This is a genomic window from Marinobacter sp. R17 (assembly GCF_003789045.1).
Taxonomy (GTDB): domain Bacteria; phylum Pseudomonadota; class Gammaproteobacteria; order Pseudomonadales; family Oleiphilaceae; genus Marinobacter_A; species Marinobacter_A mangrovi.
The window spans coordinates 1-23,285 of record NZ_RHGZ01000020.1; the positions used below are offsets into that span (position 1 = coordinate 1).

Annotated in this window: 20 protein-coding genes and 1 rRNA gene; 10 read left to right on the plus strand and 11 right to left on the minus strand. The window is 61.2% G+C overall.

The window, feature by feature from the left end; all coding sequences use genetic code 11:
• Positions 1-102 (plus strand): 5S ribosomal RNA (rrf, locus tag EB809_RS14175); the annotation flags it as partial.
• Between the two features lie 247 nt (positions 103-349).
• Here rrf and EB809_RS14180 read toward each other — a convergent pair.
• The 9 genes from EB809_RS14180 to EB809_RS14220 all read right to left on the minus strand — a co-directional run bounded on the left by EB809_RS14180 (position 350) and on the right by EB809_RS14220 (position 12,865).
• Entirely contained in the window at positions 350-1,093 is a 744-nt protein-coding gene (locus EB809_RS14180; RefSeq protein WP_123635488.1) for a response regulator, read from the minus strand.
• 211 nt (positions 1,094-1,304) lie between these two features.
• Entirely contained in the window at positions 1,305-2,015 is a 711-nt protein-coding gene (locus EB809_RS14185; RefSeq protein WP_123635489.1) for a sensor histidine kinase, read from the minus strand.
• Positions 2,012-3,655, minus strand: a complete 1,644-nt coding sequence (locus EB809_RS14190) for a response regulator (protein WP_123635490.1) — start codon at positions 3,653-3,655, stop codon at positions 2,012-2,014. Before EB809_RS14190 ends, EB809_RS14185 begins: the two co-directional genes overlap by 4 nt.
• Before the next feature lie 2 nt (positions 3,656-3,657).
• Entirely contained in the window at positions 3,658-7,182 is a 3,525-nt protein-coding gene (locus tag EB809_RS14195) for a PAS domain-containing hybrid sensor histidine kinase/response regulator (RefSeq protein ID WP_123635491.1), read from the minus strand.
• Positions 7,183-7,249: 67 nt separating this feature from the next.
• Complete coding sequence (locus EB809_RS14200) at positions 7,250-7,753, minus strand: hypothetical protein (protein WP_123635492.1); 504 nt, start codon at positions 7,751-7,753, stop codon at positions 7,250-7,252.
• An 87-nt stretch (positions 7,754-7,840) separates the two neighbouring features.
• On the minus strand, positions 7,841-9,607 hold the full coding sequence (locus tag EB809_RS14205) for a sodium:solute symporter family protein (protein ID WP_123635493.1): 1,767 nt from the start codon (positions 9,605-9,607) through the stop codon (positions 7,841-7,843).
• 5 nt (positions 9,608-9,612) lie between these two features.
• The gene (locus EB809_RS14210) at positions 9,613-9,876 is read right to left on the minus strand and encodes a DUF4212 domain-containing protein (protein WP_123635494.1); all 264 of its coding nucleotides are present in this window, start codon (positions 9,874-9,876) and stop codon (positions 9,613-9,615) included.
• A 365-nt stretch (positions 9,877-10,241) separates the two neighbouring features.
• Positions 10,242-10,958: a PolC-type DNA polymerase III gene (locus EB809_RS14215; protein ID WP_223807974.1), complete on the minus strand. Its 717-nt coding sequence runs from the start codon at positions 10,956-10,958 to the stop codon at positions 10,242-10,244.
• The gene (locus tag EB809_RS14220; RefSeq protein WP_123635495.1) at positions 10,955-12,865 is read right to left on the minus strand and encodes a putative nucleotidyltransferase substrate binding domain-containing protein; all 1,911 of its coding nucleotides are present in this window, start codon (positions 12,863-12,865) and stop codon (positions 10,955-10,957) included. Before EB809_RS14220 ends, EB809_RS14215 begins: the two co-directional genes overlap by 4 nt.
• A 377-nt stretch (positions 12,866-13,242) precedes the next feature.
• Here EB809_RS14220 and smrA point away from each other — a divergent pair, with 377 nt between their 5' ends.
• The 9 genes from smrA to EB809_RS14265 all read left to right on the plus strand — a co-directional run bounded on the left by smrA (position 13,243) and on the right by EB809_RS14265 (position 21,128).
• Positions 13,243-13,824, plus strand: a complete 582-nt coding sequence (gene smrA / locus EB809_RS14225) for a DNA endonuclease SmrA (RefSeq protein ID WP_123635496.1) — start codon at positions 13,243-13,245, stop codon at positions 13,822-13,824.
• A gap of 100 nt (positions 13,825-13,924) precedes the next feature.
• Complete coding sequence (locus EB809_RS14230; RefSeq protein WP_123635497.1) at positions 13,925-14,161, plus strand: hypothetical protein; 237 nt, start codon at positions 13,925-13,927, stop codon at positions 14,159-14,161.
• A gap of 246 nt (positions 14,162-14,407) precedes the next feature.
• On the plus strand, positions 14,408-14,878 hold the full coding sequence (locus tag EB809_RS14235) for a (2Fe-2S)-binding protein (RefSeq protein ID WP_123635498.1): 471 nt from the start codon (positions 14,408-14,410) through the stop codon (positions 14,876-14,878).
• Positions 14,875-17,085 (plus strand): xanthine dehydrogenase family protein molybdopterin-binding subunit, encoded by a 2,211-nt coding sequence (locus EB809_RS14240; protein ID WP_123635499.1) that lies wholly within the window; start codon positions 14,875-14,877, stop codon positions 17,083-17,085. The genes EB809_RS14235 and EB809_RS14240 overlap by 4 nt, the downstream gene beginning before the upstream one ends.
• Positions 17,085-18,053 carry an XdhC family protein gene (locus tag EB809_RS14245; RefSeq protein WP_123635500.1) on the plus strand — a complete coding sequence of 323 codons (969 nt, stop codon included), beginning with the start codon at positions 17,085-17,087 and terminating at the stop codon, positions 18,051-18,053. The genes EB809_RS14240 and EB809_RS14245 overlap by 1 nt, the downstream gene beginning before the upstream one ends.
• Positions 18,054-18,103: 50 nt before the next feature.
• A complete protein-coding gene (locus EB809_RS14250; RefSeq protein ID WP_123635501.1) occupies positions 18,104-18,730 on the plus strand; it encodes a methylthioribulose 1-phosphate dehydratase in 627 nt (208 codons plus the stop codon).
• The gene (locus EB809_RS14255; RefSeq protein ID WP_123635502.1) at positions 18,727-19,287 is read left to right on the plus strand and encodes a 1,2-dihydroxy-3-keto-5-methylthiopentene dioxygenase; all 561 of its coding nucleotides are present in this window, start codon (positions 18,727-18,729) and stop codon (positions 19,285-19,287) included. Before EB809_RS14250 ends, EB809_RS14255 begins: the two co-directional genes overlap by 4 nt.
• Positions 19,284-19,976 (plus strand): acireductone synthase, encoded by a 693-nt coding sequence (gene mtnC / locus EB809_RS14260; RefSeq protein WP_123635503.1) that lies wholly within the window; start codon positions 19,284-19,286, stop codon positions 19,974-19,976. Before EB809_RS14255 ends, mtnC begins: the two co-directional genes overlap by 4 nt.
• Before the next feature lie 93 nt (positions 19,977-20,069).
• Positions 20,070-21,128: a DUF3080 domain-containing protein gene (locus EB809_RS14265; RefSeq protein WP_223807975.1), complete on the plus strand. Its 1,059-nt coding sequence runs from the start codon at positions 20,070-20,072 to the stop codon at positions 21,126-21,128.
• Positions 21,129-21,134: 6 nt separating this feature from the next.
• Here EB809_RS14265 and EB809_RS14270 read toward each other — a convergent pair whose 3' ends face one another.
• Together EB809_RS14270 and EB809_RS14275 are read right to left on the minus strand one after the other, a co-directional pair.
• Positions 21,135-22,916 (minus strand): GspE/PulE family protein, encoded by a 1,782-nt coding sequence (locus EB809_RS14270; RefSeq protein ID WP_190294915.1) that lies wholly within the window; start codon positions 22,914-22,916, stop codon positions 21,135-21,137.
• 7 nt (positions 22,917-22,923) lie between these two features.
• Positions 22,924-23,277, minus strand: coding sequence for a DUF2069 domain-containing protein (locus EB809_RS14275; protein WP_123635505.1), 354 nt, complete (start codon positions 23,275-23,277; stop codon positions 22,924-22,926).
• Positions 23,278-23,285 lie beyond the last annotated feature (8 nt).

Consider the following 23,285-nt stretch of genomic DNA (forward strand, 5'->3'; position numbering starts at 1 on the left):
CGGTTCGGAACCACCTGATCCCATCCCGAACTCAGTAGTGAAACGAACCAGCGCCGATGGTAGTGTGGCATCTGCCCATGCGAGAGTAGGTCATCGTCAGGCTCCTAAATCCGAAACCCCAGCACGGTAACGTGTTGGGGTTTTTTATTGGCCGCCGGAAAATCGAGAGCGACCTGCGGGGTGCGCACGAGAGGACCATCCCCTCCGGACAGCCGGAGCAACCGCCCCAACCAACCCCAAAATCACCCGCTCTGCAGCCAAGCGAATCAGGCCATACCCCAAATAAAAAGGCCCGACAATCTCAATCACCGAGGCCTTTCAGGAATCAGGAACACTCAAACAACGCCAATCATTGCCCCTGCCCATCAATCCCCACAATCTGGGCAATAATGTCCTGAATCACCGTAAACTGCTCATTCACGCTATTCAGCACCTGTTTGACCTGCGCCAATTCCAGGCTGAAATACACGGCTACCGCCACCAGTCCCACCAGCGTCACCGACCAAAGCAGCCTTAGCCGGCGATAGCGTCGATCAACGCTTTCTTCGATCTGTGCCTGGAGCGTAGCGACGGTTGTTCTTAACTGGTGCAGTTCATCATGGGTGTCTTCATAGGCGATTTCGAGCGTCGACAGCCGGCCTGTCAGGCGGCGGCTGACCGAGGCCTCGTCGGTCCCGTTAAGAGGCTCTTTCGGCAGGGGTAGGAGAGGGATGTCGTCATCGCGGCCGGCCAGGATGGAATCCACCATCTCGAGAAGCTGGTCGCGATCCACCTGTTTGCTGATCACGCCGGCCGCACCCAGGGCTTTTGCATCCTCAAGGTATTTGTCGGCGTTCTGTGAGGTGTACATGAAGACCGGAATATCCCGGGTATCCGGATCGTCTTTCAGAATCTTCAGGGCATCAAAGCCATTCATACCCGGTAGAAGGTGGTCTAGGAAAATCAGGTCATAGGGTTCAGCCCGAAGCATCTTGAAGCCTTCTTCCGCAGAGGCGGCGCCCCGGGCGGTAAAGTCTGCCTTTTCAAGCATGCGGGCAAGGATGATCCGTGCTGTCGACGAATCATCAACAATCAGCGCGTGGCCGCGAGGCATAGTGTTCTCCTTGTGTACTTATGACTCCGACCACGTGTGGGACGCCTTTTATAGGGTACCCACAGGCGCCTATTCCCCGCCCGGCCGTCTGGGCCATGGCTAGGACTGCGCCTAATTCCCTGGAGTTTCGAAAAAGTTATCCCCTCAACCCGCCTGACGCAAGGAATTCGCGCAGGTTATGGCAAGAGGGGATGGGATCATTGTCAGGACATCAGGGCAGGTGGATCTCAAAGACGCCACCGCCCAAAGGGCCGCCATTATACAGGTGAACGAAGCCCGATCGCCCACCTTCACGGTGGAGGTGGGCAACGGCGTTGGCAAAGTAGAGCCCCAGGCGTGTGCTGCCACTGGTAAAGTCGATCGGTGCCGCGGTATCCGGCGTTGCAGACAACATGCTGGATGGGTAGCCGTTGCCATCATCTGCCACCTGCAACACCAGGTAACCGTCCTCTTCCCGATTGCTGATGCGGATCTGCTTGTGAGTGTAGCGAATGGCGTTATTGAGCGTGTCGTTCAGCACGCCCGTCAGCAGGTCGGCGTCGAAAAAGCCGCTGACCGCCTCCGCAGCAATTTCATAATCGATGCCGCGGCCGTCCAGCAACGGGACATGGCGGGCCAGTTGGGCCTCAAGGTAGTCCGGCACATAATGCTCTTCAATGTGGGCCGAGAGATTGGACTGATCCAGGCGGTAGAGGCCGAGCAACTGGACCAGGTCCGAGTGGACCCGTTCAGCCTCGTAGCGCAGGGTGTTGAAACGGGGCGACTGGGTTACGCTCGGTGACAGCTCCTCCCGCAGCTCGTCCAGGGAATGCAGCAGCATGCCCAGGGAATTTTTCATATCGTGGACGGCAGACGCCATGACCATGGAAAAATCCGGCGTTGACGACGGGTCCCGGTCGGGACGGGTAGTGTCATCGGTCATGACAGAGCCTCGACTTTGCGTTTGAGCGACTGGAAGCGGCGATATTGTTGATGGCCTTCCGGCAGGCTGTCCAATTGCGCCAGACACTGACGACATTGCTGGATCAAGGCGTGGCGGTCTGCCCCCTGATCGATCTGCCGGAGCCGGACCTGTACCAGGTTGAGATTGAGAGCCGGATGAGCAGGAACCAGGGCCAGAGCCTCAGCGAAGGTCTCGGCGGCCGCCTCCAGATCCTGTTTCTCGAAGGCCTGAATGCCCTCGCGAGTGAGGCGTCTCGCTTGCAGTCGTTTGCGGAAACCGACGGGTTCGTCGAGCAGCGCTTCGATAGCCGACTGAATCTCGGCATCGCCTTCGCAGCGTTGCGACAGAGCCATCAGTCGCTTCTTCGCCTCATCCCGTCGATCCCTGGCAAACAGGGTGCGAGCCAGCTCCAGTTCGGCACCGGGGCTCAGGTGGTCTCCGCTCTCGATCAACGGGTTGATGATAGCGTCCGCCTCTTCAACGCGCTTCTGACCCTGCAGCACGCGCGCTTCGATCAGGCGTGAAAGGTCCGGCACATCGTCGGCTTCTGGAAACCGCTTGCGGACCAATGCCAGTGCTCGCAGAGCTTCATCGGCGCGGGCACGTCCCTCATCGCTGGTATCGTCTTCGCTGAGATCGCAGAGGGAGCGGCCCAGCCCCAGATAATGCTCGGGCTGGTCGTGAATGCTGTAGCGACCCAGTTGCACTGTTTGCCGCCAGGCCTGGCAGGCGGTATCCATGTCCTGGTTGCGGCTGGCCAGCGTTGCCAGTTGCTTCTGGCGCAGGATGGCGTTGGGGGACAGGGCCGTGGCCTGTTCCAGGGTTCGCTGCGCCGTACCCGACTTGCCGGCCAGAGACTGAGCCCGTGCCAGTTGGTCGTAGGCTTCAACCAGGTCCGGTTGCCGCTCGATCAGCGTTTGAAGGGCCTGTATGGCCTCGCCATACCGTTGTTCGGCGATGAGGATGCGGCCGAGCCCCAGGCGGGCCCAGGACAGATCCCGGGATTGCAGGACGTCCTCACAGATCTTGCGGGCGTGGCTGTAGTCACCGACCTGGTAATAGAGATCCGACAACGTCTTGAGTATCCAGGTGCGGTAACGGGGTTGCTGGGGCAGCATCTGGGTGCACAGGGAAATCGCCTTGGGCAGATTGTCGAGATCGATCTCACGGTTGATGGGCAACAGCACAGCCCGCTGTTGCAGCAGAGCGTTGAGCCGCTGGCTCAGGGACGCCTGGTTGATGGGCTTGGTAAGATAGCCGTCCGGCTGATATTCCCGGGCGCCCATGACCATCTCCTTCGAGGTTTCAGCCGTTACCATGATGAACAGCGAGGTGCGCCGCAGCAGCTTGCGGTGCCGCAACTCCTCAAGCACGTGTTGACCGTTCTTGCCGGAACCCAGGTTGTAATCGCACAGGACAATATCGAACTGATCGTAAGTGCAGCTCTGGATGGCGGCGCTGCCGGTGGCGCAGGCTTCGATATGTCCGATGCCCATGCCGCGCAGCATCTGGCGCATGGACAGGCGGAAATTGTCGAAGTCGTCCACCACCAGAACGCGGAGCTTCGAGAAGTCGATCGGTTGGTTGCCGGACTGGGATTGGGGCCTTGGGCTGCTCATGATCAGGCTCCCTGGGTGGCTTTCTTGAGCTGCTTGTTCACCATGGCGCGCAGGGCCGCTGGCTTCACAGGCTTGTACAGGATCTGGTAACCCAGCTCCAGGGTCCGGCTGCGAACATCTTCAGCCATGTAGCCGGTGATCAGGATACCGGGAATCGCTTCGCCCAGCTCTGCACGCAGGGCATCCATGGCGTCCAGGCCGTTCTTGTCGTCATCCAACTGGTAGTCGGCCAGGATAATGTCCGGCGGCTCACCGGCAAGCTTGTCGCGGGCCTCGTCCAGGCTGCGGGCGGGCGTCACCCGGCAGCCCCAGTTGTTCAGTAGGGCGATCATGCCGTCGAGGATATTCTCGTCGTTGTCGATACACAGGACGGACAGATCCTTGAGGTTGGAAAGCCCACGAGACGATGGCTTGGCGCTCTGTGGTGCCATGTTGGCCTCGACCGGCTCCACGCGTGGCACGGTAATGCTGAACATACTGCCCCGGCCCTGTGTGGACCGAACGTTGACCGGATGATCCAGCATGGTGCTGATCCGATCGACGATGGCCAGGCCCAGACCCAGGCCTTTCTGGTCAATGGCCTGTTGCAATCGGCGAAATTCTTCGAAGATCTGCTTCAGCTTGTCACTCGGAATCCCGGGGCCCGTGTCCCACACCTCGATCTTCACGTAGCCCTTAAGACGCCGACAGCCCAGAAGGATGCGACCACTTGGCGTATAGCGAATGGCGTTGGACAGGAAGTTCTGGATCACCCGGCGCAGCAACTGGGGATCGGAGTGGATCCAGGCGGAGCAGGGCACCAGATGAAGCTCCAGATTCTGCTCCTGGGCAATGGCAGAGAACTCCGTCGACAGGTGGCGTAGCAGCTCATTGACCGAGAAGCTGGACCGCTTCGGTTCCAGTGCGCCGGCATCCAGCTTGGAGATATCCAGCAGCGTGCTGATGATTTCCTCGGCGGCCTCCAGCGAGCTGTCGATGTGATCCACCAGCTCTTTCAGTTCGGTGCCCGAGGCCTTGCCGGCGAGCGCCGAGGTGAAAAGCCGTGCGGCATTCAGTGGTTGCAGCAAGTCGTGGCTGGCCGAAGCCAGGAAACGGGTCTTACTGACGTTGGCCTGCTCGGCCACGGACTTGGCGGTCAGGAGCTGTTCATTCAATACCTGCAGTTCCTGGGTCCGTTCCTTGACCCTTTGCTCCAGGTAAATGTTGGTTTCCTTCAGCGCCTGCTCGGTGCGGCGCATCGGGGTGATGTCCTGGAAGGTGGTGACGTAACCGCCACCGGGAATCGGGCTGCCCTCGATCTGCAGCACGGTGCCATCCGGGCGGTGCTGTTCGTCACCGAACGCCAGGCCTTCGCGCATGCAGTGCAGCCGATATTCCACCAGTTCGTCCACTTTGCGGGCCGGCAGGTTGGTCACCATGTTGTAGCGGATCAGGTCCGCGAACGGTCGGCCGGCGCGTACGAAGCCCCGTGGGTAGGTGAACATTTCCAGGTAGCGCTGGTTCCAGACCACCAATTGCTGCTGATGGTTAACGACGGCCACGCCCAGACTGATGTTCTCGATGGCGGATTGCAGCAGCTCCCGGCTGAAGGTCATCGCCTGGGAGGCTTCGTCGACGATGCTGACCACATCCTCGATCTGCATGTCTCGCCCGGTGAGGGTGGACTCCAGAACCACGCGGGCCGTAGAGGCCCCGATGACGGAAGCCAGCTGGCGCTCCACGTATTTCATCAGGTGCGTGCTGGCTGGTCGGTGGGGGGATAACCGCAGGGCGTTACGCCGCTCATAGTTGCGGAAGAGGGTATAAGCCCGCTCCTCGCCCATGAACCGGTCGGCGACCGCCTGCAGGTCGGAAATCAGGATCTCACCTTCCCAGACTTGTTGCTGCGGTGTGTCGGCCCGGGGTTCGGGATCATGGAAGAAGGAGGCAATCTGGATCTTCTCCCGCACCCGCTGGCGCGTTACCAGCGACAGGACGACGTAGATCAGCGTGTTGCAGCCGAGACTCCAGATGATGCCGTGACTGACCTCGTCCATATGCAGCCCGAACAGGGCCGTCGGACGCGTCCAGGCGATGCCCAGGATGCCGTTCTCGATCAGGGTATGGCCGAGCCAGCCGGTCGACGTCAGCGTGGGGATGAGCAGGGTGTAGCACCACATGAGGAAGCCGGCGGCCAGCCCCCAGACCGCGCCCGTGTGGTTGCCGCGCCGCCAGATGATGCCGCCCACCAGGGCCGGCCCGAATTGCGCTGCGGCGGCAAACGACAGCAGGCCGAAAGCGGTCAGGCTGTAGTCCTCTCCGGCCAGACGGTAAAAGCCATAGGCGGTCAACAGAATCACGAAGATGGCCACCCGGCGAATACTGAGCAGCAGGTAACTCAGGTCGCCGCGCCGGTTCATCCGCGGATGGAAGAACTTCAGCAGCGCCGGCATGATGATCTCGTTACTCACCATGGTGGAGATCGCCACCGAGCAGACGATCACCATCGCTGCGGCGGCGGACCCACCGCCCAGGAAAGCCAGGACCGCGAGCCACTGCTCGCCCGCCAGGATCGGCAGGCTGAGAATCATGACGTCCGGATTGGTCTGCTCGCTGGTAGGCATCAGCAGGCCGCCGGCCGCAATCGGCACCACAAAGGCGCTGGCGATAATCAGGTAGGCCGGCATCGCCCAGCGCGCGGTATTCAGGTCACGATGGTCGGTGTTTTCGACCACGGTGACATGGAACTGGCGGGGCAGGCAGATGATGGCCAGCATGGCGACCAGCGTCTGGGTGATGAACGCCACCGGCTCGATGTTATCCGTGGTGAGCGTGCCCATCAGGTTGGCATCGCGGATACGCCCAAACAGGTCGCCGAAACCATCGTAAAGGCCATAGCCGACGAACAGTCCCACAGCCACGAACGCGATCAGCTTGATCACCGATTCGAACGCGATGGCCTGGATCATACCCCGGTGGTGTTCGGTGGATTCCAGATGGCGCGTGCCGAACAGCACGGTGAAGATGGCCAGCGCCAGGGTGATGTACCAGGCCGAGTCGGTCCAGGCGGCTTCACTGATCGAGGGGCGGAACAGGCCGCCGGGTTCGGTCAGCACATTGAAGCCCATGGCAATGGCTTTCAACTGCAAGGCAATGTAAGGGATGCTGCCCACCAGCGCGATGATCGAGATCAGCGCTGCCAGGGACTGGGATTTACCGTAACGGGAGGCGACGAAATCGGCGATGGACGTACTGTTGTTGCGTTTACTGATGTAGATGATGCGCCGCAGCAACGGCGAGCAGAGCAGGAAAACCAGCAGAGGCCCCAGGTAGATGGGCAGAAACCCGAACCCTTCCTGGCTCGCACGCCCCACCGCGCCATAAAAGGTCCAGGACGTGAAATACACGGCCAGGGACAAGGCATAGATGTGGGTGCGGGCAAATTTCCGGTGATAGAGACCGGGGTGGCGGTCGCCCGCCCAGGCCACCAGGAACAACAGCGAAATATAGGTAACGGAAATCAGGGCGAGTAGCCAGACACTCAGCATAGACAGCCTTTGCCGCGGTACATCTTTTTTAGGGCCTGTTCATTCGATAGGAGCCGACGCCTGCTGGTCAGGAGCACACCTGACCCAGCAAACGGTCGCCGTCGGATAACTGCCGCAGCCCTTTGGTATTGGCCTTGCCATCATCATCGACCGGCACCAGCTCCTGTGAGTTGCAGTTCAGGAGATAGACCTGCTCTTTAACCGAGTCAGTATAGGTCCTCTCAAACCGGTAAAGATAGAAACTCACGACCTCGGGGTTGGTCGGGTCGGGCTTCACACTGTGCGTATCGAGCACCGTAAAGCGCACGACCTGCGGCACGATCAGGCTCCAGGGGCGCCAGATCACGCTCTGGGTTTCCTCATTGACCACCACTGCACCTTCCGGCAACCGGGATTGGGTGACGGTGTGCCACGTGTATTCATTGTAAGCCAGGTAACTCAGCATGCCGATGCCGGCAAACACCGGAATCAGCCAACGCGGGGCTTTCTGGCGTGTTGCGGCGCGGATGCCCAGTGCCAGCCCGGCAGCACCCAGCCCCGCGAACACGGTAGCAACAAAATTCCAGAACATCGGTCTTCCTTAAATAAAACGGGCTTCCCCGAAGGGAAGCCCGCCTGTTGTCGTTATGCAGCGTGCTGCATTGAACTACATTTCGGATTAATGGTCGACTGCGCCGGTGGCGCCGCGCGGATAGCGCACGTTTTCAACCAGATCCTGGATTTCCTGCGGCGGTTCTTCGGTGGCCGAGGACACTGCGAAGGCCACGACGAAGTTGATGATCGCACCGATCGCACCGATAGACAGCGGGGAAATCCCCAGGACCCAGTTGTCCGGCGTATCAGGCAGGTTGTTGGTGCCCGGGATGAACAGCCAACCCTTGTACACGAAGATGTAGACCAACGTGAAGGCCAGGCCCACCAGCATGCCGGAAATGGCGCCGGTGTTGTTCACCCGCTTGGAGAAAATCCCCATCATCAGCGCCGGGAACAGGGACGCCGCTGCAATACCGAACGCCAGCGCCACCACCTGGGCCGCGAAGCCGGGCGGGTTGGCCCCCAGGTAAGTCGCCACAACGATGGCCACCGACATGGAGATCCGGGCCGCCATCAGTTCGCCTTTCTCGCTGATGTTCGGATTGATGGAGCCTTTGATCAGGTCGTGACTCACCGCCGACGAAATCGCCAACAGCAAGCCTGCCGCAGTCGAGAGGGCAGCTGCCAGCCCCCCGGCAGCGATCAGACCGATGACCCAGCCCGGCAGATTGGCGATTTCCGGGTTGGCCAGAACCAGGATGTCCCGGTTGACCTCCAGCTCGTTCCCCTTCCAGCCGCGGGCCTCAGCCTCGCTCTGGAAGGCCGGCGTATCGTTGTACAGCTGGATGCGGCCGTCGCCATTCTTGTCGGTGTACTGGATCAGGCCGGTGGTTTCCCACTCCTTCACCCAGTTGGGACGGTCGTCGTACTGGATCGGGGCGGACTGGGTGCCTTCCGGATAGATGGTGTTCATCAGGTTCAGGCGGGCCATGGACGCCACGGCCGGTGCGGTCAGGTAGAGCAGGGCGATGAAGACCAGGGCCCAGCCGGCTGACCAGCGCGCGTCCGCCACTTTCGGCACGGTGAAGAACCGGATGATGACGTGCGGCAGACCGGCGGTACCGATCATCAGCGTCAGTGTGAACAGCACCATGTTCAGCTTGTTGTCCACATCCGCCGTGTACTCATTGAAGCCCAGATCGGTAATGACCTGGTTCAGCTTGTCCAGGATCGGCATGCCGGAGGCCGTGTGATCCGAGAACAGGCCCAGCGCGGGGATCGGGTTACCGGTCAGTTGCAGCGAGATGAATACCGCCGGGATGGTATAGGCGACGATCAGCACGCAGTACTGGGCTACCTGGGTATAGGTGATGCCTTTCATGCCGCCGAGTACAGCGTACACGAAGACCACGACCGCAGCGATGATCAGGCCCATGGTGGCGTCCACTTCCAGGAAGCGGGAGAAGGCCACACCGGCACCGGCCATCTGGCCGATAACGTAGGTCACCGAAGCAACGATCAGGCAGATAACCGCCACCAGGCGCGCGTTCTTGCTGTAGAACCGGTCGCCGATGAATTCGGGCACCGTGAACTTGCCGAACTTACGCAGGTAGGGCGCCAGCAGCATGGCCAGGAGGACGTATCCGCCGGTCCAACCCATCAGGAAGGTGGAGTTGGCGTAACCACCGGCGGCAATCAGGCCGGCCATGGAGATGAACGATGCGGCTGACATCCAGTCCGCACCGATCGCCATGCCGTTGGTGACCGGATGAACGCCGCCACCGGCCACGTAGAAGTCCTTGGTGCTTCCGGCCTTGGCCCAGATCGCAATGGCTATGTAGAGGGCGAATGAGCCGCCCACGAACAGGATGTTAATGGCAAATTGACTCATCGTGCTTACTCCTCATGCAGGCCGAATTTACGGTCGAGCGCGTTCATTCTCCAGGCATAGAAGAAGATCAGAACGATGAAAGATAGGATGGAACCCTGTTGGGCAAACCAGAATCCCAGGTCGGTTCCGCCGACGTGAATGCCGGCCAGTAGCGGTCGGAAGAGTATTCCGCAGCCATAAGAGACGAACGCCCAGACCACCAGGCATCCGACAATCAGGCGTAGGTTCGCCTTCCAGTAATCCACAGCGTTTTGAGGGTCGTGCGACATAACAGCTCTCCAATGTTGTTTTTATTGAACATGGGCTCTTTATTGGTAGGCGTTTGGTCCGAGACCGGCGAGACGGCTGCGACGATCATCCGTTGCTGTCCCATCCATGGCCGGAACCCGGTTCTGGAAGCGGATCAGTCTTGGGTCAAATCGTGGCTCGCGGCGTGCTGCACAGCGCTCGGGTCACTCGGAAATACTTATTTGCATTCTTTTTCCATCTTTACCCAAAGTCAGACTCTACCCGCAGCCGGGACATTGGATATTGGCAAATAGTCTAAGAATGCAACTGTTAGTCCTTAAATATCTTTGAAAGGCGACATATCGCCTGGTGATGGGTATGCCTCGCGAGGAAAAACTCATTGATATCAGTGGTTTTTAAGCTGTTGAATACGGCGCCCGACGCGCAGGGCATCGTTGAGGTCGGCCAGGGAGACAATGTTTTTCTTGCGGGCATAGCGCAGGGCGATCAGCGCCAACTCGGCGGTCGCCATGGCATCGGCGGCGGCATGATGGCGCTCGCTGACATTGAGGCCGAACCAGTCCACCCAGTCGTCCAGCCGTCCTTTTCCGACCTGGGCGTCGGGAAAAAGGGCCGGCAGGATCTCGGCAACGTCCAGCCAGGTGTGCCCGGTGTTGTAGCCGAGTCGGGATCGCAGGGCCTTCTCCAGAAACCGCCGGTCGAAGGCGGCGTGAAAGGCCAGCACGGGATCGCCGTTCATCCAATGCAGCAGGCGCAGAAGGGCGTCTTCCGTCTCGTGGCCGCGCCGTAAGGATTCGGGGCCGATTCCATGGATCAGCACGGTTTCACGAATATCCAGCTCCGGGCGCTGCAGGATCAGGTCAAACTGGTCGCGGAGCGGGATGGCCATGCCATCGATCGCGACGGCGCCGATGGCAATCACCTGGTCCCGGGCCGGGTTGAGGCCGGTGGTTTCCAGATCCAGGACGATCAACCGCTGGCCAGCCAGATCGGTGTTGTCGGGCCGCCTGGGCAGGGGCAGATCATCGGGTGTCGCGCGCCGGGGCATGGTGCCGAATCGCTGTGACAGCCAGAGGCGAATCTGGTCGATCGTAGTCGTCATAGTTGATAGGTGAGTTCCAGTTTGTGCTGAAGCCTTTGGGCCTGTCGAAACGATTCTCTCAGGATCCGCCGATCCAATGGATTGAGGTCGTCCGGGTTCACGTAGTTGTGCAGTGGTTGGTCCTGCCTGGCCTGCTCCTGGTGGGCACGCATCCGGATGGCCTGGATCAGGCCATAGGCCTCTTTCCAGGCATTGGCGTCCTTGCGGTCGAAGACGCCTTTCCGGGCAAGCTGTTCCATGCGCTCGACGGTGTTGGATTCGGTAATGCCGTTGGCCAGCGCAAACACCCGCGCCGACTCGACGAACGGCGCCAGGCCCTGGCGTTTGAGATCGAGGGTGTGTTTCTCCCCGTCCGGCGCATAGCGAAAGCCTCGGAACAGGGTCAGTGGCGGCCTACGTTCCACCGCATTGGCTGCCAGCATTTTCTGGAACAGGGCGTTTTTCTGGATACGGCCCACGATCCGTTGCTGGAGCTGCTCCAGGGGGGCGGCGGGTCCATAGACTGCGCGCATGTCCAGGAAAATCGACGAGTACACCAGGTTCTGCGGCGTCGAGGCTTCAATAAAGCGGATGAACCAGTCATCCCACTCGCGGCTGCTCAGACACAGCTTGGGATTGCTGGCCATGATGTTGCCCTTGCACAGGGTAAACCCGCATTCGGCCAACTCGTTATTGACCGTTTCGGCAAAGGGCAGCAACGTCGTCCGCACGTCGTCTTCGCTCATGCCCGCTGGCGGCTCGAACTGCATGCCGTTGTCCTGGTCGGTCAGCAGCGTTTGCTCCTGGCGTCCCTCGCTGCCGAACGTCAGCCAGGTAAAGGGGATGCCGGGATCGTTTTTCGCCATGTTGAGCTCGAGCACGCGGCGCACGGTGACGTCGTTCAACGTGGTGATGATCTTGACGATCTGCCCGGAATCGGCGCCGTGGGCCAGCATGGTGTCCACCAGTCGGGTCACTTCCGAGCGCAGGCTGACGAGCGTCCTCAGATGACCGGCGGTGGCGATGGTGCGCGCCAGTCTAACCAGGTCCACACGCTGAAGAGAGAAGAGATCCCGCTGGGACACGATACCGACAAGCCGGCCTTCACGATCGGTCAGGCACACATGGGCAATGTGATGTTCGGCCATCAGCATCGCGGCCGAGAAGGCGTCCTTGTCGGCGGGCAGGGAGAACGGATCCGGCGTCATGACCTGACTGATCGAGGCGTCGAGCGAGGCCGTCTCTTCGGCGATCATCGTACGCAGGTCGTGCAAGGTGAAAATGCCCACTGGCTGGCGGGCTTCATTGGTGACGATGACGCTGCCCACGTTGTTCTCGTGCATGCGGGCGACCGCTTTGCGAACGGGCGAATCCGGAGAACAGACGATGGGATTGCGCAGGGCATAGCGGTCCAGAGGCGTGTCCAGCGACTGGGCGGGGCTGATGGTGGCCATCGCGTTGGACTGGATGCGCTGGTTGACCTGATCGAGCAGGCTGCTGACGCCGCGCAGACAGAAATCGCGGAACGGATCGCTCTCGGCGAACAGGGTCACGAAGCTGGCGTGATCCAGGCTCAGGCAAAAGGTATCGCCGGCCGCCCGATGCAGGGTTCGGGTTGGGCGTTCGCCGATCAGGGCCGCGAGCGGGAAGCATTCGCCCTGGCTGATTTCGAAGGTCGTCTGGACGCTGCCGTCTTTGCCTTCGCGTTCGCCGCGTATCAGTCCCTGTTTGACCACATTGAAGGTGGTCACCGGGCCATCGTCCGGCGAAATCACCACATCGTTGTCGGCATAGAATCGCAACGTGCTGTGTTCGGCAAAATGGGCCAGATGGTCCTCATCCATGCTCGCAAAGGGATTATGCTCACGCAGGAAGGCCATAATGGCCCGGGTGTTCTGTGGATGGGGGTCCCGGTTTTCGGCAGGCATGGACGGTCCTCAGGGTTCTTGCGCTTTGTTATCTGACGAGTTTAGTTGAAGCTTTGAGCGGCCGGTGAGCGGATGTGTAAGACTAATGTACAACTGTAGACGTCAAAGGATTTGGTTAAGGTGCTTGCAGTTATCTCGTAACTGATCTCCGTCGGGATAACTGTCTGTGGTGTCTGAAAGCTTAAGGGAAGACTTCTTCCCGAATTTATGCTCCCCCGGTCCCCTCCGGGGGTTTTTTCGTTCTGGCACCGGCGTTTCCCGCTTCGTATCCTTTTTGGCCTGCTTCCGTGTCGGCACGGCTGGTGGTAGAGTTTTTCTGTCCGCCCCTGTATTCGGGCGTCGCGGACAAGCACCACAGCAACAAACCGGGTAGAACCATGACCACAAAAGAGGAGCGGCTCAGCTTCCTGGAAGAGATGAGCGATGTGCGCCGGATCAAACGGCCCAATCGCGCCGACGTCCAGGCGTCCCGCGTGGTGACGCCGGGGCATCTTGAGCGGCAGCATTCGGCCGTGAGCGACACGCCCAAGGACGCCAATCCGCTCACCGGTGATAACGTCGAGCCTCTCAAGAGTCACGATGTGCTGGCCTATCAGCGGCCGGGTATCCAGCATGGCGTCTATCGCAAACTGCGCCTGGGGCAATACCCGATTGAAGCCCGCCTGGACCTGCATCGTATGACCGTGGATGAGGCGCGTCGGGAAGTCTTCAGTTTTATCAACGAGTGCCTGACCCACGGCATTCGTTCCGCATTGATCCTGCACGGCAAGGGCGAACGAAACCCGGACGGCATCGCCCAGCTCAAGAGCTACCTGGCCAAATGGCTACCGGAACTCGAACCGGTCATGGCGTTCCATTCGGCGCAAAAGCATCACGGCGGCACCGGCGCCGTTTACGTCATGCTGCGTAAAGGTGATCGAGACAAACAGCACAATCGGGAACGTTACGGTTCCAAATAAATGGTCATCTTTCGACACGCCAACATGAGCGACACTTAATGCTGTGCGATCCGAATCTGTGTTGAAATAGGGTCACTCGAAAGCAATCAGGGAGTTATTCATGCGTAAGCTGATTCTGGTAGCCCTCGTCGGTCTGGTACTCGCCGGTTGCAGTAAGGACCGGGCCATCTGGAACGACAACGGTAAGGTGGATGAAGCCACCCAGAACCGTGAAGTCTGGGACGATAATGGCAAGATGGACTCCAAGGATCGCAAATTCTGGGATTCCAACGGCAAAATGGATTCCGGAGAACGCAAGATCTGGAACGACAGTAACGGCGATCCTGTGATCGAATAAGACGCAGTGATCGACGGAGACCTGAAAAGCGCCGGCTCTGTCCGGCGCTTTTTGCATGACGACTTTCCCCTCACCATCACGCGGCGATCCGCGTCCCTTCATTCCCGCGTCTATTCCTGTTCTTCCGATGGCCGCAAACCGGCTGGAATTGAGTGATTACTCTAATTCCGGCTAGACTGGCCTGAAACTGTCGGGTCTGACCACACGACAACACAACAATAACGGCATCACGATGAGAGAAATCGCATGACGATCAAACTGACGGTCAATGGCCAGTTACGGCAGCTGGACATTGAAGCGGATACCCCATTGCTGTGGGTGTTACGCGATGAGCTGGGGCTGAAAGGAACCAAGTTCGGTTGCGGAAAGGGGTTGTGTGGCGCTTGTACGGTGCATCTGGATGGCAGTCCGGCTCGTTCCTGCTCGACACCGGTCTCCCTGGCGGAGGGGCGAGAGGTCACCACCATCGAAGGTCTGGCGCCCGACGGCGAGCTGCATCCGCTGCAACAGGCCTGGGTCGAGCACAATGTACCCCAGTGCGGTTACTGCCAGTCCGGTCAGATCATGTCTGCGGCGCACCTGCTGAGCTATAACGCCGCGCCGTCTGACAACGAAATCGTCGCTGCTATGAGTGGCAACCTGTGCCGCTGCGGTACCTATGCCCGCATTCACGCCGCCATCAAGAGTGTTTCGGAGCACGGGGAGGCGGACGCATGAGCCTCAGCCGACGCGAATTCCTGAAAGCAACGGCCGTCAGTGGCGGCGGCCTGATGCTGTCTTTCAGCCTGGGTGGTTGTGCCGCCTCGGACAACGGGTACCGCCAATCTGACGGCGAAGGGCGCTGGACGCCGAATGCCTGGCTGGAAATCACAGATCAGAATGGAATCACCCTGACGATTGCCCGTGTGGAAATGGGACAGGGCACCGTCACCGGCATGACCACGTTGGTCGCCGAAGAGCTCGACGTTCCGCCAGACACCCTTCAAACACGCTTTGCCCCGGTGGGGGACGCCTATCGCAATCCCCTCTACAAACTGCAGCTAACCGGCGGCAGCACGAGCCTGGCGACAAGCTGGCAGCCCCTGCGCGAGGCGGGCGCAGCCGCTCGAATCATGCTGGAACGTGCAGCGGCCCGCACCTGGAATGTGGAGGCCCGTCGTTGCACCGGACGGGATGGCCGGGTTTGGCATCCAGACGGGCAAACGACATTGACTTATGGCCAGCTGGCGGCCCTGGCCGCCCACGAGACCGTTCCGGACCCGGTTCCGCTCCGCCCGCAATCCGATTGGCGTTACATCGGCAAAACGAACACCCGGCACGATGCAGAGATCAAATCCACCGGCCAGGCCGAATACGGCATCGACGTGGATCTGCCGGATATGGTGTACGCCGTCATGACGCGACCACCGCGCCTGGGCTTACGGGTGGATGGGTTCAATGCAAACACGGTTCGGGCCATGCCGGGCGTGATCGACGTGGTCGAGACGGAACGGGGTGTGGCCGTCGTGGCCGACAAGTACTGGCGGGCGCGCAAGGCGCAGGACGCGCTGGAGATCGTTTGGGACGAGACCGACGCGCTGGATCTGGACGTCGACCGCGTTTTCGAGATCTATGCCAGGGCTGCCGATGACGACTCCGGCGAGACCGAACGGGAAGACGGAGATGTTGAACAGGCCCGCAGCCAGGCAGGGCAGGTCCTGGAAGCCGAATACCGGGTTCCGTTCCTGGCCCACGCCACCATGGAACCGATGAATGCGACCGCACGGGTTAATGAGAACGGTATCGAAGTCTGGGCGCCGACCCAGGCACCGGACCTGGGCCGCATTGCCGCCGCCCGGGTGACGGATTTCTCGCCGGACGAGGTCACCATTCACACCACCTGGATCGGCGGCGGCTTTGGTCGCCGGCTGACCCAGGATTACATTGAAGAAGTGGCCGCCATCGCCTTCCAGGTGCGCCGCCCGGTGAAACTGCTCTGGTCGCGGGAAGACGACATGCGTCACGACGTCTACCGGCCCGCCATGCTGCACCGCCTGTCCGCGACATTGTCCGACGAGCAGCTCACCGGCTGGGATCATCAAATCGTGGGTCCCCAGGTCCTGAACTGGTATGCCCGGAACGCGGCAGCCGCCCAGTTTCCGTGGGCGCCTAAGTTCCTCTACGACAGCCTGGCCCGTGTGGGCGTCATGGCCGAAGGGATCGCCACCCCCAAAGACACCTCGGCCATCGAGGGTGCGGTCGAGTATCCCTACGCCGCGCCAAACGTGCGCGTGCGCCACACTCACGTGGACGCGGGAATACCGATCAGTTACTGGCGCTCCGTCGGCCACTCTCACAATGGCTTTGTCGTGGAAACCTTTATGGACGAGATCGCCCATTCACTGGGGCGCGACTCGTATGCATTCCGCCGGGATCTGCTGAAGCAGAAACCGGGAGACCTGGCGGTGCTGGACCGGGCCGCAAAGCTTGGTGACTGGAGCAGGCCGGTGCCTGAAGGCCGGGCGCGGGGCATCGCGATCCATCGCAGTTTCGGCACCCTGGTCGCCCAAGTGGTTGAGGCTGGCATTGAAGGTGGTGCCATCCGGGTCTATCGCGTCGCCTGTGTGGTCGACTGCGGCCAGGTGGTGAATCCCGACGTGGTCCGTATGCAGATGGAAAGCGGTATCATGTTCGGACTAACGGCCGCGCTCTACGGCGAGATTGAGTTCGAACAGGGCGCCGTGAAGCAGGGTAATTTCGACGACTACCGATTGCTGAGCATGTACGACCTGCCGGAAATGACCATAGATATCATCGACAGCGAAGCGTTGCCCACCGGCGTGGGAGAACCCGGCGTGCCGCCGGTGATGCCCGCGCTGGGTAACGCGCTGTTTGCCCTGACGGGTAAACGGCAACGCAGCATGCCGTTCAAAGTGGAGGTTTAGTGGCACATCCCCAATACGCGGTGCTTGAGAAGGCGGCTGACTGGCTGGCGGAAGGCCGGCGTGTCTGGCTCTGTACGATCCTGGAAACCTGGGGCTCGTCCCCGCGGCCGGCCGGTTCCATGCTGGCGGTCAGTGACGACGGTCGCTGGGCGGGATCGGTGTCCGGCGGATGCCTGGAAGATGATCTGCTGCAGCGCACTGCCCGGGGCGATCAGCCCGCGACACCGGTAGTGGTCGACTACGGCATCAGCGCTGATGACCAGGAGCGATTCCGGCTGCCGTGTGGTGGCCGTATCCAGCTGTTGGTGGAATCGCTCTCCGGCGATCACCGTGAAGGGCTCCGGCAACTGCTGCAGGCCCTGGCAGAGAACCGGCCGGTCAGCCGGACGGTCGCTCTGGATTCGGGGCAAGTGACGGTCGAGGTCGATGTGTCCGCGGCTACCGGCATCGAGCAGGATGAGGGTCGTATCCGTCAGGTTCTCGGGCCGGAATGCCGATTGCTGCTGGTCGGGGCCGGCGAAGTGGCCGCCCACGTGGCCGCCATCGGCCGCCGCTGTGGCTTTGCGGTAACACTGTGCGAACCGCGGGAGACCTTCCTGCGGGGCTGGCAGGAAGATGAGACACCCGCGGTCACGGCCCTGCCGGATGATCTGGTCATGGCCTCGTTCAGTGACCGATTCAGCGCGGTGCTGGCGCTGGCGCACGATCCGCGGGTCGACGATATGGCCTTGCTGGCCGCGTTACAGTCTGACTGCTTCTATGTGGGGGCCATGGGGTCGAAACAGACCTCAAGTGCCCGTCGGGAGCGCCTGCGGTCACTGGGCGTCAGCGATACCCAGCTGGAGCGTCTGCACGCCCCCATCGGCGTGGCCATCCGCAGCAAGACACCGGCGGAGATCGCTGTTTCGATTATTGCGGATCTGGTGGACGTCCGGCATGGCTTGCTGGCCGGTGGTGGCGCTCTATAATACCCGGCAATGATCGACGGATTCCCGAATGGCGACGGCCTGGAGACCCCATGTTTGATGTAACGCGCTATGCCGAGGCTGCCCAGTCGCTGATCGAAGCAGGCCGCTTCCTTTACGCCAACGGCTGGTCGCCGGCCACCAGCTCCAACTACTCGGCGCGAATCGATGAGCAACACATTGCCATCACCGTGTCCGGCCGCCACAAGGGCCAGCTGGGTGCTGGCGACATCATGGTTGTGGATCTGGCCGGAAAGGCGGTGCAGAGTGACGCCCGCTCTTCTGCGGAAACCCTGCTGCATACCGTGCTCTATGAGCAGTTCCCGGATGTGGGCGTCGTCCTCCACACCCATTCGGTGAATGCGACGGTGCTCAGTCGCGCGCTGGCCGATCAGGGAAAGCTGGAACTGCAGGATTACGAGTTGCAGAAAGCATTCCCGGGCGTGGGCACCCACGAGTCCACGCTGACCGTGCCGATTTTTGAAAATACCCAGGACATTGATGCGCTTTCCCGCGAAACCCGCCACTGGTTTGCTGAACACCCGGACCAGCCGGGCTACCTGATCCGCGGCCACGGCCTTTATACCTGGGGAAAGACCATGGCAGACTGTTTACGCCATGTGGAAGCATTTGAGTTCCTGTTCGCCTGTGAACTGGAAATGATGAAGGTGACACGATGACCACGCTGCGTATCTACCGAGAACAACAGCCGGATCAACCGGAGGTTGTGACTGACGACCCGACCGACATCCAGCGTCTGCTGAACGAGCAGGGCGTTCGCTTCGAACAGTGGCCGACCCGCGAACTGCCGGCCGATGCCTCCCAGGACGCGATTCTGGAGGCGTACGCCGATGAAGTCGCGCGCCTGAAAGACGAGTGTGGCTTCCAGACCGCCGATGTGGTCAGCCTGAACGCCGACAACCCCAACAAGGACGCGGCGCGCAAGAAGTTCCTCGACGAGCACACCCACAGCGAGGACGAAGTCCGCTTTTTCGTGCGCGGGCAGGGGCTGTTCTACCTGCACTTTGGCGAGAAGGTGTATGCCGTGTTGTGTCAGCAGAACGACCTGATCAGCGTGCCGGACGGCACCCGCCACTGGTTCGATATGGGGCCGGCGCCGGAATTCACCTGTATTCGTCTGTTCTCCAACCCGGACGGCTGGGTGGCCAGCTTTACCGGTGAGGACATTGCCAGTCGGCTCCCTCGTTACGAGGGCATGCTGGGAGCCGCTGGATGATTCGCGTCATCCTGACCGATATCGAGGGGACGACCAGCTCGATCACTTTCGTTCACGACGTGCTGTTCCCATACGCCGCCGAACACATGGCGGCGTTCGTGCGGGAGCAGGCCGACGAGCCGGCGGTGCGTGAGCAGCTGGATGCCGTGGCCCGGGAGACCGGCACGGATGCCGGCGATCTGGAGGCGTTGGCCCGGGTTCTCCAGGGCTGGATCGACGAGGATCGCAAGGCAACGCCGCTCAAGGCATTGCAGGGCATGATCTGGGAAAAGGGCTACCGGGACGGTGACTTCAAGGGCCACGTCTACGACGATGCGGCGGAGAAACTGCGTGAGTGGCACGATCGCGGATTACGCCTGTTTGTGTACTCGTCCGGCTCCGTCCAGGCCCAGAAGCTGATCTACGGTTTCAGCCGCTGCGGCGACCTGACGCCGTTCTTCAGCGGTTACTTTGACACCCGAATCGGGGCCAAGCGCGAAGCCGCCGCGTATCGGGCGATCCTGCACGAACTGGGTGTCGAACCCGAGACCGTCCTGTTCCTGTCGGACGTCACCGCCGAACTGGATGCCGCTTCGGAAGCGGGCATGGAAACCATACTGCTGGTGCGTGACGGCGACGCGCCGGAAACCGACTACCGGGTCGCCCGCGATTTTAACGACGTCGACGCGCTGATGAGCGAGATCGACTGACCCAACGGCGGGCCGATCGAGCCCGCCTTCTGCACTTTTTTGCCTTCCCGTGCGTACACTTGGCACAGATACCTGTATTTCCGGGCTGATGCTTTGCGCTTGAAAACGCTGTTCCTGATTCCTGTTCTGGCCAGTTTGCTGGCGGGCTGCAACCCGTTCTCGGCGCCGGACGCCATGATGGACGAGTACGTGGACCGGGTGGCCCGCGTGCTGGATGAAGACCCCCAGCTGTCCGACGTGCCGCTGGCGGACCTGTTTCCCCGGCGTCGGGAGCGGCGGCTGGAGATGCCCAAGCTCGAGCTGGACATGCTGGATTTTCTGTCCCTGTACGGCTGTGATCTCCAGGTGGTTGTCGGGGAACGCAATTCCGGCCTGGGCCGGGTGATGCAGCCGGTCAACGTGTTGCGTTACGAGTTGCGTTTCATCAACGCCGCGAGGGATTGCCTGCCGGAGCTGGAAGACGATAAAGAGCTCTACGCCTCCGTGAAGCAGGCCCGCGAGGCCAAGCTGGAAAGTCTCCCGATTGCCATCTGGAACGCCACCTGGGCCACCGAGGAGATTGAGCAGCTCTTTACCCGAACGGAGGGGCCGCTGCCCATGGACGCGAGCGGCGAGACGGTCTCGGATCTGTCCGCCGATCTCGGACTGCTGAACGACCGGTTAGCGGCCATTGAATCGGGCGATATGAGTGTTGATCTGGGCTTTCTGGGCGGTGTGCATCAACGTTGGCAGGCGGAAAACCGGATGGGGCAGCTGATCAAGAGCGCCCTGTTGCTCACCACGCGCCTGAACGACGCGGCGGACCTGGTCGAACGGCGTCTGGCGGATCATCCGCTGTGTTTGAACGGCAAGACCAACAACGACGCGGACATCGCCAGGAACATGTTCTTCAAGATCTATGCGGGGAAAGTCCAGCCCTACCTGGCCGCCGTGGAGCAGGCACGACAGGCGCTGGTGCCAGGTTTCGAGCGGCTGGGGCGCAGTCAGACGGCAGTGATGCCCGACGGCTTCAAGGTCTACTTCAACCGCTACATCAGCCAGCAGGGGCCGGACAGTCTCTGGCAGCAGTTCGATGAGGCCATCGCCCGCCACACGAAGCAGTGGCAGATCCTGCTCAAGCAGTGCGGCATGTCGCCCGGGGCGGCGTCCTGAGCGGTATCAGCGCTGGCTCTCGGGTGTGACCCGCAGGATTTCCTCGATGGTGGTGGAGCCGGCGGCAATTTTCTGGGCGCCGCTCAGGCGCAGGGAGCGCATGCCGTCCTTGTAGGCATCGATCCGCAGCTGCTCCAGATCGCAGGATTCGTCCACCCGATGGCGCAGGGCAGGAGAGAGCTGCAGGATCTCGTAGACACCGGCGCGGCCGCGATAACCGGTGTTGCGGCATTCCAGGCAACCGCCCGGCGCAAAGACTTCCGTGGGCTTGGGCGCTTTCCAGGGCCGGGTCAGGTTGGCCCAGGCTTTTTCGTCGATCTGCGCCGGCTGCTTGCAGCTGGGGCACAACGTCCGCACCAGACGCTGGGCCATGACGCCGAGCACGGTCGCCCGGATCAGGTAGGGCGGAATGCCCAGTTCGATGAGGCGGGTGATGGCGCTGGGCGCGTCGTTGGTGTGCAGGGTGGACAGCACCAGGTGACCGGTCAGGGCGGCCTGAACGGCCATCTCGGCGGTTTCCAGGTCGCGGATCTCGCCCACCATGATGATGTCCGGGTCCTGGCGCAGCAGGGCGCGAACGCCCGAAGCAAAGGTCAGGTCAATGCCGTGCTGGACCTGCATCTGGTTGAACGCCGGTTCCACCATCTCGATCGGATCCTCGATCGTGCAGATGTTGACCTCCGGCGTCGCGAGCTGTTTCAGGGTTGAGTAGAGCGTGGTGGTCTTGCCGGAACCGGTCGGACCGGTGACCAGCACGATGCCGTGGGGCTGGTTGGTCATGTCGGACCAGCGCTGGATGTCCTCCTTGCCGAAACCGAGCTGGTCAAAGCTTTTCAGCAGGACTTCCGGGTCGAAAATCCGCATGACCATTTTCTCGCCAAACGCCGTCGGCATGGTCGCCAGGCGCAGTTCCACCTCGCTGTTGTCCGGCTTGCGGGTCTTGATGCGGCCGTCCTGGGGTTTGCGCTTTTCGGCGACGTTCAGGCGGCCGAGGATTTTAAGGCGGCTGACGACGGCGACGCCCACCTGATCCGGAAATTCATAGACGTTGTGCAAAACGCCGTCGATGCGGAAACGGACCTGCGAAATGTTCCGGCGTGGCTCAATGTGGATATCGCTGGCGCGCTGCTCAAAGGCGTATTGCAGCAGCCAGTCGACGATCTTGACCACGTGCTGATCGTTGGCGTCCGGGCTCTTGTTGTCGCCCAGGTCCAGCAACTGCTCGAAGTTGTGGATGTTGGCGCCGCCCTGACTGGCGCTGCCACTGGCCTTACTGACCGAGCTGGCCAGCTGGTAGAACTCCACGGTAAAACGGCGAATGTCTTCCGGGTTGGCGACCACCCGCTTGATGTCCTTTTTCAGGACGTGGCGCAGGTTGGCCTCCCAGTCGTGCTTGAAGGGCTCGGCGCTGGCGATCCAGACCTCCTCCGGGAAAATTTCCACCGCGAGGATGTTGTGGCGCTGGGCGAACGCAAAGGACATGACGCGGGCGACACCGGGCGCGTCTATCTTGAGCGGATCGATGTGGTAGTAAGGCTGATCGGCCCAATGGGCGAGCCATTCGGTGAGCCGGTCGAGATCCAGGGTGCGTCCGGTCTTCTGGCTGGTCAGTCCGGCGATGGCGACTACTTCGAGCGGGTGGCGCTTGTTGGCGTCGGCGCCCAGATTGGCCGTCAGCACACGCTCGGCATCCGCCTGATCAATCTGGCCGTCCTCCACCAGGGCGGTACAGATATCCCGCAGGGTGAGTGTGGCACGGGGCGGGGCGGCAAGACTGGTCGTCGACATGGGCAAACTACTCGGGCCGGTTGATTTTCAGATGCACCATAGCAGAAACGAAGAGCAGCAGGGTGACCAGCGCGTTGAGACTGGGAGCCAGGGCACCCTGCGTCAGCCAGGCGCTGACCACGAACTGCATGAAGTAGAAAATCAGAACGAAGCTCAGCCAGATCAGGCCCCGGTTATCCCCGCGGGCCACCAAAGGGATGAACAGGAGCAGGGGGACCAACTTGATGGTCAGGACCAGTGGCAGGGAAAGGGCCGGATCCGGAGCCGGAAAGAAGGTGGTGATGACCAGCAACGCCACCAGGATGCCATACAGCACCTGGCACAGCAGTCGGGTCTTTCGGGCGCGTCCTGTGTGCAGCATGGCAGCTC